Source organism: Aquisalibacillus elongatus (assembly GCF_003843875.1).
Lineage (GTDB): Bacteria > Bacillota > Bacilli > Bacillales > Alkalibacillaceae > Aquisalibacillus > Aquisalibacillus elongatus.
In genome coordinates this window covers 94,353-112,110 of the sequence record NZ_RKRF01000012.1, presented here as the reverse complement: position 1 = coordinate 112,110, position 17,758 = coordinate 94,353, and the positions used below count along the sequence as shown (strand labels likewise).

The 17,758-nt window shown below is 39.7% G+C and carries 13 protein-coding genes; 9 read left to right on the top strand and 4 right to left on the bottom strand.

What is annotated here, in order from left to right:
• Positions 1–68 precede the first annotated feature (68 nt).
• Both EDC24_RS12790 and EDC24_RS12785 read left to right on the top strand, forming a co-directional pair.
• Positions 69–431, top strand: a complete 363-nt coding sequence (locus EDC24_RS12790; protein WP_124223246.1) for a hypothetical protein — start codon at positions 69–71, stop codon at positions 429–431.
• 280 nt (positions 432–711) lie between these two features.
• Complete coding sequence (locus tag EDC24_RS12785; protein WP_124223244.1) at positions 712–1,722, top strand: Gfo/Idh/MocA family protein; 1,011 nt, start codon at positions 712–714, stop codon at positions 1,720–1,722.
• Here the strand turns inward: EDC24_RS12785 and EDC24_RS12780 are convergent.
• Positions 1,719–2,279, bottom strand: a complete 561-nt coding sequence (locus tag EDC24_RS12780) for an HAD hydrolase-like protein (protein WP_124223242.1) — start codon at positions 2,277–2,279, stop codon at positions 1,719–1,721. The genes EDC24_RS12785 and EDC24_RS12780 overlap by 4 nt on opposite strands.
• A 353-nt stretch (positions 2,280–2,632) precedes the next feature.
• Positions 2,633–3,787, bottom strand: a complete 1,155-nt coding sequence (locus EDC24_RS12775) for an MFS transporter (protein ID WP_124223240.1) — start codon at positions 3,785–3,787, stop codon at positions 2,633–2,635.
• 148 nt (positions 3,788–3,935) lie between these two features.
• On the opposite strand from EDC24_RS12775, the gene EDC24_RS12770 reads away from it, so the two are divergent.
• The gene (locus EDC24_RS12770) at positions 3,936–4,928 is read left to right on the top strand and encodes an LLM class flavin-dependent oxidoreductase (RefSeq protein WP_124223238.1); all 993 of its coding nucleotides are present in this window, start codon (positions 3,936–3,938) and stop codon (positions 4,926–4,928) included.
• Between the two features lie 194 nt (positions 4,929–5,122).
• Complete coding sequence (locus EDC24_RS12765; protein ID WP_124223236.1) at positions 5,123–6,919, top strand: methyl-accepting chemotaxis protein; 1,797 nt, start codon at positions 5,123–5,125, stop codon at positions 6,917–6,919.
• Positions 6,920–7,040: 121 nt separating this feature from the next.
• Here the strand turns inward: EDC24_RS12765 and EDC24_RS12760 are convergent, their stop codons facing one another.
• On the bottom strand, positions 7,041–10,241 hold the full coding sequence (locus EDC24_RS12760) for a DEAD/DEAH box helicase (protein ID WP_124223234.1): 3,201 nt from the start codon (positions 10,239–10,241) through the stop codon (positions 7,041–7,043).
• Positions 10,242–10,360: 119 nt separating this feature from the next.
• On the opposite strand from EDC24_RS12760, the gene EDC24_RS12755 reads away from it, so the two are divergent.
• A complete protein-coding gene (locus tag EDC24_RS12755) occupies positions 10,361–11,134 on the top strand; it encodes a Cof-type HAD-IIB family hydrolase (RefSeq protein ID WP_124223232.1) in 774 nt (257 codons plus the stop codon).
• Positions 11,135–11,246: 112 nt separating this feature from the next.
• The gene (locus EDC24_RS12750; RefSeq protein WP_124223230.1) at positions 11,247–12,770 is read left to right on the top strand and encodes a BCCT family transporter; all 1,524 of its coding nucleotides are present in this window, start codon (positions 11,247–11,249) and stop codon (positions 12,768–12,770) included.
• A 20-nt stretch (positions 12,771–12,790) separates the two neighbouring features.
• Here EDC24_RS12750 and guaC read toward each other — a convergent pair whose 3' ends face one another.
• A complete protein-coding gene (guaC, locus tag EDC24_RS12745; RefSeq protein ID WP_124223228.1) occupies positions 12,791–13,774 on the bottom strand; it encodes a GMP reductase in 984 nt (327 codons plus the stop codon).
• 303 nt (positions 13,775–14,077) lie between these two features.
• Here guaC and EDC24_RS12740 point away from each other — a divergent pair, with 303 nt between their 5' ends.
• Genes EDC24_RS12740 through EDC24_RS12730 form a run of 3 tightly spaced genes read left to right on the top strand, consistent with a single transcriptional unit; the run spans position 14,078 to position 17,641 of the window.
• Positions 14,078–14,911: a hypothetical protein gene (locus tag EDC24_RS12740; RefSeq protein ID WP_124223226.1), complete on the top strand. Its 834-nt coding sequence runs from the start codon at positions 14,078–14,080 to the stop codon at positions 14,909–14,911.
• A gap of 12 nt (positions 14,912–14,923) precedes the next feature.
• Positions 14,924–15,493 (top strand): TetR/AcrR family transcriptional regulator, encoded by a 570-nt coding sequence (locus EDC24_RS12735; RefSeq protein ID WP_124223224.1) that lies wholly within the window; start codon positions 14,924–14,926, stop codon positions 15,491–15,493.
• 60 nt (positions 15,494–15,553) lie between these two features.
• Positions 15,554–17,641 carry an MMPL family transporter gene (locus EDC24_RS12730; protein WP_124223222.1) on the top strand — a complete coding sequence of 696 codons (2,088 nt, stop codon included), beginning with the start codon at positions 15,554–15,556 and terminating at the stop codon, positions 17,639–17,641.
• The last annotated feature ends 117 nt before the right edge of the window (positions 17,642–17,758 follow it).

Sequence of the window (17,758 nt, the reverse complement as noted above, 5' to 3'; positions counted from 1 at the left end):
GTTAAAAAGTCGTTATTCAATAAAAGGGCAGAATTATACAACAATTTTTAATTTACGGGGGAGATATTTTGGTATTTTTAAGGAAATTTCTAGGATTTGTTTTAACGACTTTATTAATTGCAGTATTTCTTACTTTTCTATTTGCTATAGCAGAAGGCTCAAGTTTCTTTGATATCGGACTTTTCCTTATAGGAGCACTTCCATTTGTACTTCTTATTGGGGTGCCCGTCTCTTTTTTATCTGATTATCTAACAAAAAATTTAAACGGCAAACAAAGAAGGACAAGGGCACTACTTATTCATAGTATATTTGGTTTAATAGCTGGATTAGTGATTTCTTTATTATTTGAGAGTTTAATTATTGTTGGAGTAACAATAGTTGCCGCACTTATTTTCTGGTCAGTTGACGAGATTTTAAGGAGGAGATTTTAGTGACACCTGAGTTTGCATAAAAATGAGCATCGATTCCAATTCGGTGCTCATTTTTATGCTACGCATTATTATTTGACTGAACTACTTAATCTCAGTTGAAGGTTTCTTTTTTTATACCTAATTTCAGACCTTATTTTAGCTCGTTCAGATCCCTATCTGGAGCGTTTAAACCCTTTTTGAAAATTTACAGCATCGAAACTTGTCGAAAATTAGCTTTTCTAAGCCTTTTCAGACCTTTTTTCTGATATAGTATTAAATAAAAGTATTGGGAGGGAACGAAATGACACTTAAAGTTGGAATTATTGGTGGAGGATTCGGTTTAAAGGTGCAAGAGCCTATTATTCAATCCCATCCAAATATGGAAGTGACGGCGGTTAGTACGGTTAAACGACATGTGCTTCCAGATGAATTAAAAGGTAATCCTGCGCATTATCAGGATTGGAAAAAGATGATTGATCAGGAACAATTGGATTTGGTTTTTGTAAGTTCCATGCCGCTTAATCATTTTGAAATGGCGAAGTATGCGTTGGAAAACGGGGTTGATGTCGTTTGTGAAAAGCCATTTACCAAAAATAGTGAGGAATCACAAGCTTTACTGGAATTAGCAGAAAAAACAGGGCAGAAGTTATTGCTAGATTTTGAGTGGCGTTACTTGCCTGGTCGACAAAAGGTTAAGCGAATGTTGGAAGAGCGTAAAGTCGGAGGACTTCTGCATTTTGATTACCAAATGTCGATGGGCATTTATAAGCGTCTAGGGTCGATGAAGCGTGGATGGCTAGGTAAGAAAGACCAAGCAGGCGGTATGCTAGGTGCGTTGGGCTCTCATTTGGTTGATAATATGAGGTGGCTGACAGAAAGCGAAGTTGATAGGATCAATGGTCTGCTTATGACGCATGTGCCTGAAGCTGATGGGGAAAGTCGAGATGCAGATGATGGCTTTGTGCTCCAAGGTGTTTTAGAAAATGGAACAACTTTTTCTATTCAATTTTTGTCAGGTGTAAATCATAGTTTTGGATCGTCACTGAAGTTATTCGGTACTGAAGGAACTATAAAGTTAGATAACGACGAATCGTTGAAATATGGAGCACCCGATGAAGACTTCGTTCAAGTCGATTTTGAAACAATTGACGTGCCAGAAGGCGTCCCGGAGCGATATTATCCTGCATTTTATCCTTATCTAGAGAAAGTGTACGATTATATAGCGCATGACCAGCTGGACGGCGATTTACCGACCGTTCATGACGGGCATGAAAATCAAAAAGTGCTTGATGAGGTTTATCGTCAGAACTAAATTTTAACCAAATCAAATTGTTGGTAATCAGGTAAGCAAAAATCTGCAACCTGACTTTCGCCTTGAAACATACATGTTTTGATTCCTAATTTTTGTGCGGGGATGAGGTCGATGTCACGGTCCCCAATAGCCAAGTCGATATGGTGCTTATTGTGCAGATATTCATAAGCAGCCGTGTCTGGCTTGCGTGGAAACCCGTCATCGATGGTGACGATGTCTGAGAAATAGTGGCCATAGCCATGCGCATCTAAAATGGCTTTAGTACCAGCAAAATCTTTGTGGGTCATGATCACGTTTTTGTTAGCTTGTTGAAGGATAGACTTAACGCCGTTGAACGGTTTTGTATCAGAAGGTTGGACGAGTTTTTCTAGTCTATTAATCTCGCTGACTTGTGATTTGCTCAATTGATAGAAGTCGATCGTATGTGAGAAAGATTTTTTCAAGTTTCGGTATATCTCAGTTTTACCAACATTTTGATACATAACTTGATAAACAATATCGGTATAAACCGGATATGTATCAAAAATGGTACCGTCAAAGTCCCATAAAATATTCATAACATCGCTCCTAGTTTAATCAGGGTTAAAGCCGTTTCCGTCATACGGCATGTTCATATATTAATAGTATAAAATTCTATTTAAGAAAGGGACATGTCATATGTATGACTCAGATTATAACCCTTTTGTCGATCAATTAAAAGGTCATCATTGTGGTTGTTGTGGGACTTGCGCATGTCATAAAAAATGTAAAAAGTGTTGTGAATTCAAACATGATTGTAGGTGCCATGATCACGGGCATCACGACCATCATCACTGCCATAAGAAAAAAATAGTTAAGGTATGTTATTACTACTATGATTAATAAGAAAACAGCTGATTCCGGAATTTTTCCGGAATCAGCTGTTTTTTAATTATGCTTTCTTCCCGTAAGGTAAAATATGATATAACGTCATAAAGATGGTCCCGGCAAAGGCGATGAGTCCCATGACGAAATATAGAGTTCCGCCACCGTGGGCATCGATTAGCGCGCCGCCGATTAAGGAGCCGACAATACCGGAGATCCCGAAGAACACGGCATAGAAAACTAAATGGCCCGTTGATTGTGTCAGTCGAGGAATGAGTCGAGTGACATAATCTAATGACGCTAGGTAAAGAATACCGAATGTCAAACCGTGCGTGAACTGTAAGCCGACAACGCCCCAATAACTATCGACAAATGCGTATGCAAACCAACGTAGACTGTAAATAACGCCGGCTAATATCACGAAAATAAGTGTGTGGTATTTTCGGAACCAACGGCCAGCTGTTGCGAAAATAATTGCCTCACTAATGACTCCGATAAACCAAGCAGTTCCCACAATAAAGTTACTTCCGCCAAGCTGATTAATATAAAGTCCGATGAAACTGTCATTCGCTCGGTGCGAAATCGTAATAAACATCATAAAGAATAAAAAGATGATGAACGGCTTATTCTGAATGAGTTTTTTCACGTCTTTCAAACTAATCGGATCTTTGGCGACTTCAACGTCTTTGACGCGGAATGTCACGACTAGAGCGATGAGCGCAAATGCCAGATAAGGCCAGATCATGTATTGGACGTCGGTTAATGTTAAGACCAGCCCAATCGCAAGCGAGGATGTCGCAAAGCCGATCGAACCCCACGTGCGGATCGTGCCAAACGAGACGCCTAAATCATCAGCGCGTCTCTGGGCTAGACTGTCGCCCAGTGCGCCAATTGGTGTTGTAAAGAAATAAAACCAGAACCCAATTATCATGAGTAAGATGAAACTTGTCATACTAAAAAAGATCGAGCTAAATATAATTAAGCCAAAAATGCATATGAGGATAATCTTTTTAACCGTTTTAAACTTATCGCTCATATAGCCCCAGAATGGCTGCGAGATAATCGCGGCAAACGGTCCGACGGCTAATACCCAGCCAATTTCGGAACCTGTAAGCCCTTTTGCCTCTAAATATAAAGGAAGATAACTAATAATAATTGTGTTTGTTGCGTGAAAAGCAAATAATAACGTTTTGAGTGGTGTTAATGATTGTAGTTCTGTCATAGTCTAATCTCCATTTTGTGAAAGTTATACCGTCTACAAATATAACTTATTTTGGAAAAAAATAAAATGAATAAACATAATATTAGACGGTTTCAATTGGATTGTTTACGATGAGTAAGTAAGTGATAAAAAGAAAGGATGCATATAGATGAGACTGAGTGTTCTAGATCAAGCACCGGTTACGAAAGGAAATAAAGCCCCTGACGCACTCAAAAAAGCAGAGGAGTTAGCCGTTTTAGCGGATGAATTAGGCTATTATCGAATGTGGATGGCCGAGCACCATGGCACTCAGGCCTTTGCAAGTTCGGCGCCAGAAGTCACAGCTGCGCACTTGGCGGCTAAAACCAATCAGATTCGCATTGGTACGGGTGGCATCATGATGATGCATTACTCACCACTGAAAATGGCTGAGGTGTTTAAGACTTTGAGTTCACTAGCGCCAGGTCGAATAGATTATGGCGTTGGACGAGCACCAGGTGGCGACCATAATAGTATTTATGCCTTATCTGAAGGGCGTCAGCCGATGCTAAACAATATGTACGAAAAATTTGATACGACGTTACAGTATTTAAATGATGAAGTTCCAGAAGATAAATTGTACAGTAAAACAATTGCAACACCTTATCAAGTACAATTACCAGAAGCTTGGCTACTCGGATCCAGTGGTAATAGTGCGCTCAAAGCTGGTGAAATGGGCGTCGGTTACTCATTTGCACAATTTTTTAACGGTGAGTTATCCAAAGAAATTTTAGATACGTATCGGGTGAATTTTGAACCGTCTGCTTTTATGGAAAAACCAGAGATCAACGTATCGTACATGGTGACCGTTGCGGAAACAGAAGAGGAAGCCGAGTTTGAAGCGCTGCCGCAAGACATATCGCGTTTAATGTTAATGAAAGGCCGAATCTCGCAAGCTCTAACCCCTGAAGAAGCAAAAGATTACCCGTTAACTGAAATGGATAAAATGCAAATTGAACAAAATCGTAAACTGCACTTAGTTGGAACTGCCAAAGAGGTGGCGGAAACATTGCAAGAAGAACAAGAGATGTACGGCTTTGACGAAGCAATGATCGTCAGCATACCACATTCTCAGGAAAAACGACTGAATGTTTATCGCTTATTAGCGAAAGAATTATTTTAAAAGCTATGCCAAAGAGCATAGCTTTTTTTATGGACCATCACAGAATAGTTTCAGACCGTTTTTAAATATTAATGAGCAAGAATATTGTCAAAAAAGTTAAAAAATAAGTTTTTCAGACCTTTTTTTATTCAATAAATCCTCAAATGGTCCGATATTACTATAAATAACTTTTTAGATGTGGGAGAGGTGTTTGTTTGAAAACGATACGGTCAAAATTAATCTTTATGATGTTGCTGTTGTTAATCATCCCATTAGTAATTGTTGGATGGATTAGCTATAATCAAACAGCTGTTTTAGAAAAGTCCATTATACCTAAGGAAGTTTTAGAAGAAACAGATTCTGACTTTGAACAAACGTTTAATGATTATGAAGGTGTTCTTCAGAACATTGCTGGTTCTGAGGCGTTATACAATACTTCTGAAGGGGAAGCATCAGGTGAGGGCTATGACCACTTACCAAGTGCCAATGATCCGGCGTTAGTTGAATATTATGAAGAGTACTTATCAGGAGAGGTTTCAGATCATGAATACATATTGAATTCATATTTAGCTACACCAGATCAAGAGACTTATTTTTCAACGTTACCTTCAAGTGATGCAGATTTAAGTGATTTTGATCCGACAGGTCGTGAGTGGTATGTAAAAGCGATGGACAGTCCTGGTGAAGTCATTTGGACCGAGCCATATTTAGATGCTGTCACAGGTGGGTCAGTTATTACGCTTGCGACAACAGTTACCGATGATACAGGCGAAGTCATCGGTGTGTATGGAATAGATTTTGAAATGGGAGCTTTAGTATCTGATGTTCGACAACAGACTTTAATGACGATTATTATAGTGTCTGCTATAGCGATTATTGTTGGTACAGTAGCGGTTGTCTTTTTCGTCCGTAGGTTAACCAATAAACTACATGCTGTTCGTGACGGTTTATCTAGTGTAGCAGAAGGGGATTTAACCGAACCTGTTGATGTGGATAGTAATGATGAATTAGGCGAACTTGCGGATAGTTACAATCAAATGATTGAAAATATGAGGGGGCTTATTTCAAATGTGATCGAAACGTCAGAGCAAGTAGCAGCGTCCTCTGAAGAACTTAGCGCCAACGCTGATGAAACCACTCGAGCTTCGGAGCAAATCTCAAGCTCTATTCAAGAAGTTTCGCAAGGGAATGAAAGCCAAGTAGCTAATGTCAGTCAGTCGACGAACTTTGTTGATGATATTTCGCAAAACATAAAAGAAATCTCTAAGCGGACTGAGCGCGTGACAGAGTCATCAGTGAATACGTCCGAAAAAGCAACTGACGGTAAAAAAGTCGTGAACCAAGCGGTTGATCAAATGGAAAATATCAGTTCCAATGTTTCAAATATCGGTGGTGTCATCAAACAACTAGATGAACGCTCGAACGAAATCGAAAACATTTTACAGATGATTAACGATATTTCCGAACAAACGAATTTGCTCGCCTTAAATGCGGCAATTGAAGCGGCACGAGCTGGTGAGCATGGAAAAGGATTTGCCGTTGTTGCAGATGAGGTTCGAAAGCTGGCTGAACAGTCAACTGAATCGACGGATCAAATTTCTAAAATTATTTATGAAATCCGTAATCAGACAAAAGTGGCAGTGGAGTCAGTCGACCAAGGTGTGGTTTCGGTAGAGGAAGGCCGAGAGCTTGTGAACCGAGCCGGTCAGTCCTTTAATGAAATTTCAGATGCTGTCACTCAAGTGTCGTCTAGAATGAAAGAAGTTAATGAGTCAATTGCTGAAATTGAAGAGCGAAACGGGTCACTCGTGAAGTCCATGGAAGAGCTAAACAACCATACAGAAAACACTTCTGGATTAGCACAAGAAGTGGCAAGCGCCGCTGAAGAACAGACGGCTTCGATCGAAGAAGTTACATCAGCCAGCACAGCATTAGCAGAAATGGCTGTTGAGCTTCAAGAGACAGCATCGAAATTTAAAATAGCGCATAAACACCCTGAAAAGGGCGCATAAATACTGGAAAAGGTTACGTTAGACAAAATTCGAGGCGCATAAACTTAGAAATGTAGCGCATAAATCATAAATACCAGCGCATAAATACAAAAAGTCGGCTGCTTATTCACAGCCGACTTTTTTATACATTTAATAACTCACGAATATCATCTTCACTTAAACTGTTAAACATCGTTTCGCCAGGTTGGATGACGTTTTCGATGAGTTCTCGTTTGCGTTGCTGTAAGGCGTAAATTTTTTCTTCGATTGTGCCTTTCGTTACGAGTCGATGCACTTGGACGACTTGTTTTTGTCCGATTCGATGTGCACGCCCAGCGGCTTGTTCTTCAACGGCAGGGTTCCACCATAAATCATATAAAATGACGGTGTCAGCCCCAGTTAAATTCAACCCTGTTCCGCCGGCTCTTAGTGAGATTAAGAAAATGTCTTTCTCGCCCTCGTTAAATCGGTCAACCATTTGCACGCGGTCTTTTGATGGCGTCTGCCCATCTAAATAAAAGACTTGATACCCTTCTTTTTCTAATGCTCCATGTAAAATTTTCAGCATGCTTGCAAATTGCGAGAAAATCAAAATACGATGGTTATTCTCACGTGCTGAATTCACCATATCCATCAGTTGATTCATCTTACCAGATTCGCCTTCGTATCCTTCGATAAATAACGACGGGTGGCAGCACAACTGACGAAGTCTCGTTAAGCCAGCTAAAATTTTCATGCGATTTTGTTGGAAACCTTCGTTAGAGATTGCATTAGCTGTTTCGTTTTTAATTTTGTCTAAATATCCAAGGTACAATTCTTTTTGATCTTTCGTTAAATCAGAGTATTGAACGGATTCAATTTTATCCGGTAGTTCAGTTAGAACGTCTTGTTTAATCCGACGTAAAATAAACGGTCTGCTCATCCTGGAAACTTGCTCTTGAGGCAGATTTTTAAATTCTTTTTTGTTCGGGAAAAACTTCGGTAAAATTACGTCAAAAATGGACCAAAGTTCGTCTAAAGAATTTTCGATTGGTGTGCCGCTTAACGCGAATTTCTGACTGGCTTGAATCGCACGAACGGCTTTAGCTTGCTTCGTTAAATGGTTCTTAATCGCTTGTGCTTCATCTAAAATTAAGGTTGAAAACTTCAGGTTTTCGTAATGGTCCACATCTTGTCTGACTAACGGATATGACGTCACAATGACATCGTAAGACTCAATGTCTTCAAGCAACTCTTTTCGTTCTGCGACAGTTCCGCTAATCACGTGCGTCTTTAATGTTGGTGCAAATTTTTCAAATTCGGCTTGCCAGTTATACACGAGTGAAGCCGGAGATATGACGATCGCAGGTTTGGCATCAGGGTTTTCAACGCGCTCGGATAATAAAAATGCAATGCTTTGAAGCGTTTTACCTAATCCCATATCATCGGCTAAAATGCCGCCAAAACGATAGCGACTTAATGATTTCAACCATTGAAAGCCAGTTTTTTGATAATCGCGCAATTCTGCGTGAAGAGCGCTAGGCAGCGGTGCCTCAGACTGATTAGGTGACTTTATGTCTTGAATTAGTTGCTCAAACGCCTGATTATATTGTTTTTTCAACCCATACGAAACAGCATCTTCTAACTGCAGTCCGCGGTAGGTCGGAAGTTGAACCGAACCGTTTTCTAAGTCATTGGGCTTCAAATTCAACTCGTCTAATAAATGCGTCATCTGTGTCAACGATTCGTCCTCTAAAGGAACGAATGTACCATCTGACAGACGGTAAAAACGCTTTTTCTCTACAACAGATTGAATTAAATGACTAATTTCCTCTTCATTAATATCTCCAATGTCAAAGTTCACTTCTAAATAATTATCTCCAGATTCATAGTCGACGGAAATCGTAGGATATTCCACGTCATCATGAATTAATTTACTTACGGCATCCGTTAAATAAATTTCAGCTTCTGCTCTAAGTTCTGGAACTTGTTCGAATAAAAAGTTAAAGATCTCAAGTTCATGGTCTAAATAAAGTTCATGACCATTAAATTTAAACGAACAATATTCAATGGTTTTCATGATTCGTTGTTCCTTCTCAGGGTCCTGGACTAAAATTTGACTTCCTAACTTATTCGTCTCCTCAGGACGCATGGGATCGATGGACACATCGCCATAATGGTAACGAATGTCGGCCGTCAGCCTGCCTTCTACATAATCAAGATGAATCGTGGTGACTAACTCAGGGTCGACAATGTTTTCCGATACGGTATCAGACATTTGTACACGACCTAATTGGTCTAAGTTTGGCACGACTTGAGAGACAAATGAATCGATTTGTTCTTTTGAAATACGTACTTGGTCTAATTGATTAATAATCGGTAAAATTCGCTCTAATGTTTCTCGCTGCGTATCATCTAGTGAAATAATTTGATGATCTTTTTGGATCAGGCCGTAATTTTTAAGAACTTGGCTTTGGGGTAATAACCCAAAGTCCATTTTATAACTATTTTGGTCATCATCTTGGAATAATAAAAAATCAAACGGCACATCATCATCAATCCAGTCAAATGACGGATATTCCCTCAGATCGTCTTCAAACGAGACTCCCTTTTCTGCTAGAAGTGGTAACAACTTAGGTGCAAAAGCAGGAGGGATGACGATTGATTTTTGTGTGGACGGTCGTTGTAAGTGACTGTCGTAAAATTGATCATTCTCATATATATCAAGCAAAATGTCTATGATCGGTTTGTCTTCTTCTGAAAAATAGTGCTGCGAAGGATTGTAAGAAAATTTTTGTGTGAAAACGTGTTCTTCTTGTCTATACATACTGGCTAAAAAACGGCTCAAGCTTTTAACGACGTATGTCCGTTCGACGCCGACTTTCATTTCTAACTCAAGTAAATGTCCGTACCAAAGTCGGTTATGGGATTTTAGGGTAAACTCTGTTTGTAAACGTTCTTTTCCCCATTTCGAATTCGACATGCTCTGATCGGCAAACACATCGATGAGCCGGCTTGAGAAATCGAACTGTGTCTGCTGCTTATTGATCAGATTGTTATAAAAATCTTGCTCAGCATGTTCGATCGTTGGCTGACTCATGTCACTAATTTTAAAAAGGGCGGCAACGACGTGCTTGCACTCACCAAAAGTATCGTGAGCAGGACATGAGCACATGTGGCCGATGTAACCATTTTTCTCTGTTACCGAAATGTGGTAGATGTCACTTCCTAACACAGCTGCGTGCCACTCACCATCTTGTTGGTCATAACGGCAATTGTGGACGAGCCCTTGGTTATAATACCGTTTACCTCTTTGATACATTCTATTTGAAAACATCACTCGAATTTCCGATTCTTTAATCATAACGACACCTTCTAACGATTCTTGACTATTACCATCTTAACATGATGGATTACTTTTATACGATTTAATGGTAAGATTTTTTATGGCATCTTTTTAAACAAAAGGCAGGTAGATGAAGAATGGAACAACATATTGTATTTTTCGACATCGATGGGACGCTTTTAGATCATGATAAAAAGCTTCCGAAAAGTACAAAAGAAGCGATAAAGAAACTGCAAGAGAATGGCCATGTAGCGGCGATTGCAACAGGACGAGCGCCATTTATGTTTAAACAACTTCGTGAGGAACTGGGTATTGATACATATGTGAGCTATAACGGACAATATGTCGTACTTGAAGGCGAAGTCATTTATAAAAATCCGTTAAATAAATCAGCGCTTGAGGATTTAACAGATCGAGCGTTAGAACAAAATCATCCGGTCGTTTTTATGGATCACGAAGATATGAAAGCGAACGTCCCGCAACACGATTATATTGATGAAAGTATTGCAACATTAAAAATTGATCACTTTCCGACGCACGATCCGACTTATAAGGACCGAGAGCTTTATCAGTCTTTACTGTTTTGTGAAGAGGGTGAAGAGAAGATTTATGAAGCGGAGTTTAAGGAATTTGATTTTATCCGTTGGCACCGTGTGTCGGTTGATATTTTACCGGCGGGTGGATCAAAGGCTGAAGGGATTGCGCGAATGATTGACCGGCTTGGAATTTCAGAGGACAAGCAGGTTGCGTTTGGTGATGCCCGGAATGATATCGAAATGCTAAAGCGGATCGAGCATGGATTTGCGATGGGAAATGGCCACGAAGCCGCTAAAGAAGCTGCTAGTTATGTTACTGAGGCAGTTGATGAAGACGGAATTTGGCATGGGCTAAAGAGATTAAATTTAATATAAGTTCCTAAGGCGTCTGCTCATTCAGGCGTCTTTTTTTAAATGAATAAAAGAGAGTTTCCTATGGATAATAAAAAGCATAGAGCAAATCAGCCATCATGAAAGGGGCTCTCTTATGCTTAGTAAATTGACACCCGTTTTTAAAATATCAGCAGCGGTTATGCTGATTTTAGTCATAGTCGGAATGGTTTGGCCGAACTGGTTGGAGCAAAATACAACACGAGTTCAGTCGTTTATTGCGGATGCCTTCGGTTGGTATTACTTAATTGTTGTGACGTTTTTTGTATTAGTATGTTTAGTCTTTTTATTTACGCCTCTTGGGAAAATTCGACTCGGAAAACCGGGTGAGAAGCCTGAATTTTCAAGACCGACTTGGATAGCGATGCTATTTAGTGCTGGAATGGGGATTGGTCTTGTTTTCTGGGGAGCTGCCGAACCAATTAGTCACTACGCAGTCAGCTCACCAACGCTTGAGACTGGAACTGAACAAGCCATTAAAGATGCCATGCGGTTTACGTTTTTCCATTGGGGAGTGCACGCATGGGCGATATATGGGATTGTTGCATTAGTGTTAGCTTATTTTAATTTTAGACATGACAAAATGGGGCTGATTAGCGCAACTTTATATCCGCTTTTTGGAAAAAGTATGGACGGCAATTTAGGACGATTAATCGATGTTTTAGCTGTTATTGCGACTGTGATTGGGGTTGCAACCACGCTTGGATTTGGGGCTGTACAGATTAATGGTGGCCTATCGTTTTTATTTGATTTACCACGAGGATTTTGGATGCAATTAATCATTATTAGTGTTGTAACTGTATTATTTATGATCTCAGCATGGACAGGTTTAGGAACAGGGATCAAAATACTAAGTAACGTTAATATGGTGCTTGCAGTGTTATTATTTTTATTAATGTTTTCCGTTGGTCCGACGTTGTTCATACTGGATATTTTTACTAATTCAATCGGGACTTATTTGCAAAAATTACCGGCCATGAGCTTTAGAATCGCGCCGTTAGATGAGGAATTACGAGAATGGATCAATGGTTGGACGGTCTTTTATTGGGCATGGTGGATTGCTTGGTCTCCGTTCGTTGGGATTTTTATTGCTCGGGTTTCAAAAGGCCGGAGTATTCGGGAATTTGTGTTAACGGTTTTGATGGTCCCGTCTATCATAGGATTTTTATGGTTCTCAACGTTCGGCGGGACAGCTATTTCGTTAGAGCATAATGGTGCGGATGTGATTTCTGAATTAGCGACAGAAGAAGCTTTGTTTGGGGTCTTCTCGAATTTCCCATTAGGTTTGATTGCATCAATCGTAGCCATGACACTAATTGGGACGTTTTTTATCACTTCAGCTGACTCAGGAACATTTGTGCTTGGAATGATGACAACAGGTGGATCCCACGAGCCAGGTCAACGTGTAAAAATTGTCTGGGGTGCCCTACTTTCAGCAACAGCGCTAGCGTTACTTTACACAGGTGGACTTCAAGCATTAGAAAATACGATGATCGTCGCGGCTTTGCCATTTTCGATTATTATGCTGTTAATGACGTTCAGTTTTATTAAAGCTATTTTTAAAGAAGGTAAGGAGTTAGGGTTAGGTGAAATCGAAAAGAGCCGTGATAAAAAGTCCTGAGGAGAGCCTCAGGACTTTTTTTAATAAACTTTATCTCCATTAAAAATAGAATTTTTAACAATAACATAATCGACGTGGCGAATGGCTTGAAGGGTGCGGCCGCCAGCGTATGAAATAGCCGATTGTAAGTCTTGCTCCATTTCAGTTAAAGTATCTTGCAAATGACCTTTATGCTTAACCCATTCTTTTTTACCCTCGACGTTTTTCTTCTCGCCTTTTTGAAATTCAGAAGCGGAGCCGAAATATTCTTTATACAATTGCCCATCGATTTCGACCGTTTCACCTGGCGATTCTTCGTGACCTGCGAAAAGAGATCCTACCATCACCATCGAAGCACCGAAACGTATAGACTTCGCGATGTCACCATGCGTACGAATACCACCATCGGCAATAATCGGTTTTGAAGCAGCTTTTGCACAATGGCGAATCGCAGCAAGCTGCCAGCCGCCAGTTCCGAATCCAGTTTTAATTTTTGTAATACAAACCTTCCCTGGACCAATTCCTACTTTGGTTGCGTCAGCGCCAGCGTTTTCAAGCTCTCTAACAGCTTCAGGCGTTCCTACATTTCCTGCAATGACAAAACTACCTGGTAAGTATGTTTTAATATGTTGAATCATTTGGACGACAGAGTCCGAATGACCGTGTGCGATGTCAATTGTAATATAGTCTGGCGTTAAGCCTTCATCGGCTAAATGCTTAATAAAATCATATTCTTCAGATTTAACCCCAACGCTAATCGAGGCAATTAACATTCGGTTTTGCATATCTTTAATAAATTGGCTACGAGTTTCCGGCTCAAAGCGGTGCATGATATAAAAATAACCATTTTCCGCTAAATACGTCGCGATTTTTTCATCAATAATTGTCTGCATGTTTGCCGGGACAACAGGCAACTTGAACGTATGACCACCAAACTCAACTGATGAATCACATTCCGAGCGACTCTTGACCATACATTTTGCGGGAATTAGCTGCACGTCCTCGTAATCAAATACATTTTCCACGGATATCTCTCCTAAAGACGAATAATTTTTGTTTAAATAAATTAAATGTTCGTACATTGATAAATTTACATGAAAGGATTAGGATTGTCAAAATGAATTTTACTCTCAAATCGAAGGTGATTTCTCTCGAAAGTATGAAGATTACTCTTGAATAGACAGGGAATACTCTCGAAAATAGGATGGTTACTCTCAAACAGGCTTGATTTATTCTCGAACAGAGGCGGTTTACTCTCGAACTCATGGCTCCAATTCCCGAACAGGATGATTAATTTGGTACAATGAATGTAAGGGAGCGATGTTTTTATGAAAGTTATTGATACGGTTCAATTTTTTAAAGAACACTATAAACCAGAGTTAAGTTTTTTAGAAACATATCATAATCAGTACCCAGAAATTTTTAAGGAGTACTTCACATACCATTGTCCAAAAACAGATGAGAGACTGAGTAAAGCATTAGATCAATACTCGTTATCACATATAGAAAAAGTCCGTGAAAATATTCATCCGATTATTGATGAAGTCAACCGACGATATGCGGAACTTTATGGCGTAACGTTTCCAATAGGTGTGAATTTGATTGTAGGTTGTTTTGGTTCGAATGCTTATACTCATCGGGCTTATGTTCCTGATGTCACGTTTGCGTTGGAACGCTTGTCTTCAAACCCGGCTCACTTAAGAGTGATTGTGGCACATGAATTTGGTCATGCTGCGCACCATATCATCACAGATGAGGTGGGAATTGATTGGGAGCAAATGAATTGGAGTAGTCCTCTTATTTGGTTAACTCAAGAAGGTGTGGCTACACATATGTCTAAACAAATCGTCCAAGACTTGCATCCATCTGTGTATTTTTCATATAACGAAGAGGGCCATGAGTGGTTGGCGTTTGCTGAAGAGAATCAGAACCACATTAAACAAGCGTTTCGAGAAGATTATGAACGTTTGGAGACCAAAGATTTATTTAAAGAATGGTTCTCGATTCGCGGTGGTGAACATTTTGGTTATAATAGACTTGCTTATTACTTAGCTGATTTGTTTTTTCAGGAACAAGTGCAGACGCAAGGAGAAATGGATGCGGTGCTAGCTTGGCGTGAACCTGATTATTTTAAGCGTGTTGAACAATGGTTATACTCATAAGGAGGTGGCTTCTTGGCGCGTCAGAAAAAATTTACGACTGAAGAGTTGTATGTTCAAACCAAACATCTATTATTAGAACATGGCTATGATGGGTTTTCGTTTAGTCAGTTGGCTGAAAAATTGAATGTTGCACGAAGTACCATTTATAAATACTTTGAAAATAAAGAAGAGCTTGCAACTGCATATATGCTGTATGAGATGAATAAGTTTTTAAAGGACTTAGAGACTATTCATGATTACTCAACGTTTAACGATCAGCTAGATTACTTATTAGATTTAATGTTCGACCAACCTGAGATCCAGCAACTCATTTTGATTGGTCAAAGCATACCGATAGAAGAAAGTAGCCGAGCTAGAAAAAATCATGAGCAATTAGAAAAGCTGCACCTTGACATGTATGAACAATTAGATGGTTTCGTGAAGTTAGGAAAAGAGAACGGCCATATTAGACCACAGATTCCTAATTCACTCGTATTAGGTTATATTTTTCAATCCATTGCCATCCCAAATCACGAAGACATTCCTTATCGAGAATGGGCGGAATCAATTAAAGATGTCATTCGACATGGATTATTTAAGTGATGTAACTTTATTATGGTATATTTAAAGTGACACATATGTCACAAAGAAGGGAGAATGAACATGAAGGGTTTTTTAAGATACATAACTGACCGAGTTTCAACTAAAAAAGGGATGTGGATCACATTAGGTGCATGGTTGCTTATAACGTTGATGCTCGCTGTTTTTGCGCCGAGTCCAAAAGATTATGAGGTTCCTAATATAGCATCCTTGCCTGAAGACAAACAGTCGGTCATTGCGGAAAATAAAGTAGATGAGTATTTCGCAGAGGATGACGGACTTCTTGCTTTATTAGTGTTGAAATCGGAAGAAAATTTAAATCAAGACCAATTATCTGAGGTCGTTCAATCGATTCAAGATGAGAACATCGAAGGATTTAAAAGTATTCTTCCAGTTGGAAATCTTCCGCCGCAAGCTTTAGAAAATTTCTGGTCGGAAGACGAACAAAACGTGTTCATCCCGATGACATACGAATCATCATTAGAAACGGATGATATTAAAGAAGCTAACCAGCAGGTCTATGATGTGATTGAAAACAACGAATATGAAGCTTATATTACAGGTCCTGCAGGGATTGCTGTTGACTCACTCGACCTATTTTCTCGAGCTGATTTAGTTTTAATTATTTCAACGGTAGGGATTATTTTAGTGTTGCTAGTGGTCATATATCGTTCGCCGTTATTAGCGTTAATCCCATTAATTGCAGCAGCGTTTGTATATGAAGTTGTTATGCAATCACTTGGTATTTTAGGAAGTTCGGGGTTAGACTTGAGCTCCCAAACGACTTCGATTATGTCTGTTTTATTATTTGCCGCAGTCATCGATTATTCCCTCTTTGTCTTTTCGCGTTTCCGTGAGGAGCTAAAAGAATACGATGATAAGTACGAGGCAATGAGAGTCGCCATGAGGCAAGTGGGCATGCCTGTCTTCTTTTCAGGTGCCACCGTTCTGGCCGCCATGCTCGTGTTATTTTTTGCACAATCAGGCGACTACCGAAACTTCGCGCCAACGTTTGCAACAGCATTAGTTGTCATTATTTTAGCTTCAACAACATTAGTTCCAGCTTTATTTACGATGTTTGGCCGGAAATCATTTTGGCCAAAAATCCCTAAGGTTGGGGATGAGAAATTAAAAGCCAATTCATTCTGGAGCAAAGTAGGCCGAGGCGTTGTTAAGAAGCCAATTGCATCAGTCGTTGTTGTAGGTATTTTTCTACTGATTTCTGCATTAAATATGTTCAATTTAGAATATGAGTTCAACACGTTAAATTCATTCCCAGAAGATATGCCTTCACGCGAAGGTTATGAGGTTTTAGAAGAAAGCTTCGATTCTGGTGAGCTGGCACCGACGACAGTATTGTATGAAGGTGATGAAGCTTTATCTGAAGAGGAACAACAAGCGCTAAGAGATGAACTGATTGATGAGCCTTTAGTTAATGAGGTTCGAGTTGATGGGGTTGCTTCAGATGGAGAAGTCATCAGCTATAGCCTTAGCTATTCAGAAAACCCTTATGACACAAAGACCATGGATGCCCTAGAGGGAACGATTGATCAAAGAGATGACCTGATATCGAACTTAGGATTTGAAGGTGAGCTGTATTTTGCTGGGGAAACGGCTCATGCTGTAGATGACCGTCAAGTCAATAATCGGGATGTCATCGTGATTGTCATTTTAGAGACGATTCTAATCTTTGCGATGCTGATTGTGTTAACCCGTTCGTTTAAAATGCCACTTTATATGATGGGGACCATTCTAGTCTCGTTCTTAGCCGCACTAGGTTTAGGTATGTTCTTAACCGAATTGTTCTTTGACATTGGTACGATTAGTAACCGGGTACCTCTATATGCCTTCGTGTTCTTAGTCGCACTTGGAATCGATTATAATATTATGCTCGTCTCGCGTTTTCAAGAAGAACGCGAAAAGCATTCGGTTAAAAAAGCCGTGGAGCTTGCCGTTGCCAATACTGGCGGTGTCATATCATCCGCCGGTCTAATCTTAGCAGCTACGTTTGCTGTATTAATGACTCAACCGATTCAATTGCTGTTCGTCTTTGGGTTTATCGTGGCAGTTGGTATTTTAATAGATACCTTTATTATAAGAGGAATCTTGCTGCCGGGACTTCTTACCTTATTTGAAAAAGATCGTTCTTAACTTATCTCAGGCACGTAATATTTCCTTTTACGTGCCTGAATTTTTGCCTTAATTTTTGTGCCAAGGGAGGAATTTAGAACTATTTTTCGAATAAGTAAAAAGTATGAAAAATGAGTT

Coding starts and splice junctions, on each gene's coding strand:
- EDC24_RS12785 (WP_124223244.1), top strand. CDS start 712: ATGACACTTAAAGTTGGAATTATTGGTGGAGGATTCGGTTTAAAGGTG.
- EDC24_RS12780 (WP_124223242.1), bottom strand. CDS start 2,279: ATGAATATTTTATGGGACTTTGACGGTACCATTTTTGATACATATCCG.
- EDC24_RS12775 (WP_124223240.1), bottom strand. CDS start 3,787: ATGACAGAACTACAATCATTAACACCACTCAAAACGTTATTATTTGCT.
- EDC24_RS12770 (WP_124223238.1), top strand. CDS start 3,936: ATGAGACTGAGTGTTCTAGATCAAGCACCGGTTACGAAAGGAAATAAA.
- EDC24_RS12760 (WP_124223234.1), bottom strand. CDS start 10,241: ATGATTAAAGAATCGGAAATTCGAGTGATGTTTTCAAATAGAATGTAT.
- EDC24_RS12755 (WP_124223232.1), top strand. CDS start 10,361: ATGGAACAACATATTGTATTTTTCGACATCGATGGGACGCTTTTAGAT.
- EDC24_RS12750 (WP_124223230.1), top strand. CDS start 11,247: ATGCTTAGTAAATTGACACCCGTTTTTAAAATATCAGCAGCGGTTATG.
- EDC24_RS12740 (WP_124223226.1), top strand. CDS start 14,078: ATGAAAGTTATTGATACGGTTCAATTTTTTAAAGAACACTATAAACCA.
- EDC24_RS12730 (WP_124223222.1), top strand. CDS start 15,554: ATGAAGGGTTTTTTAAGATACATAACTGACCGAGTTTCAACTAAAAAA.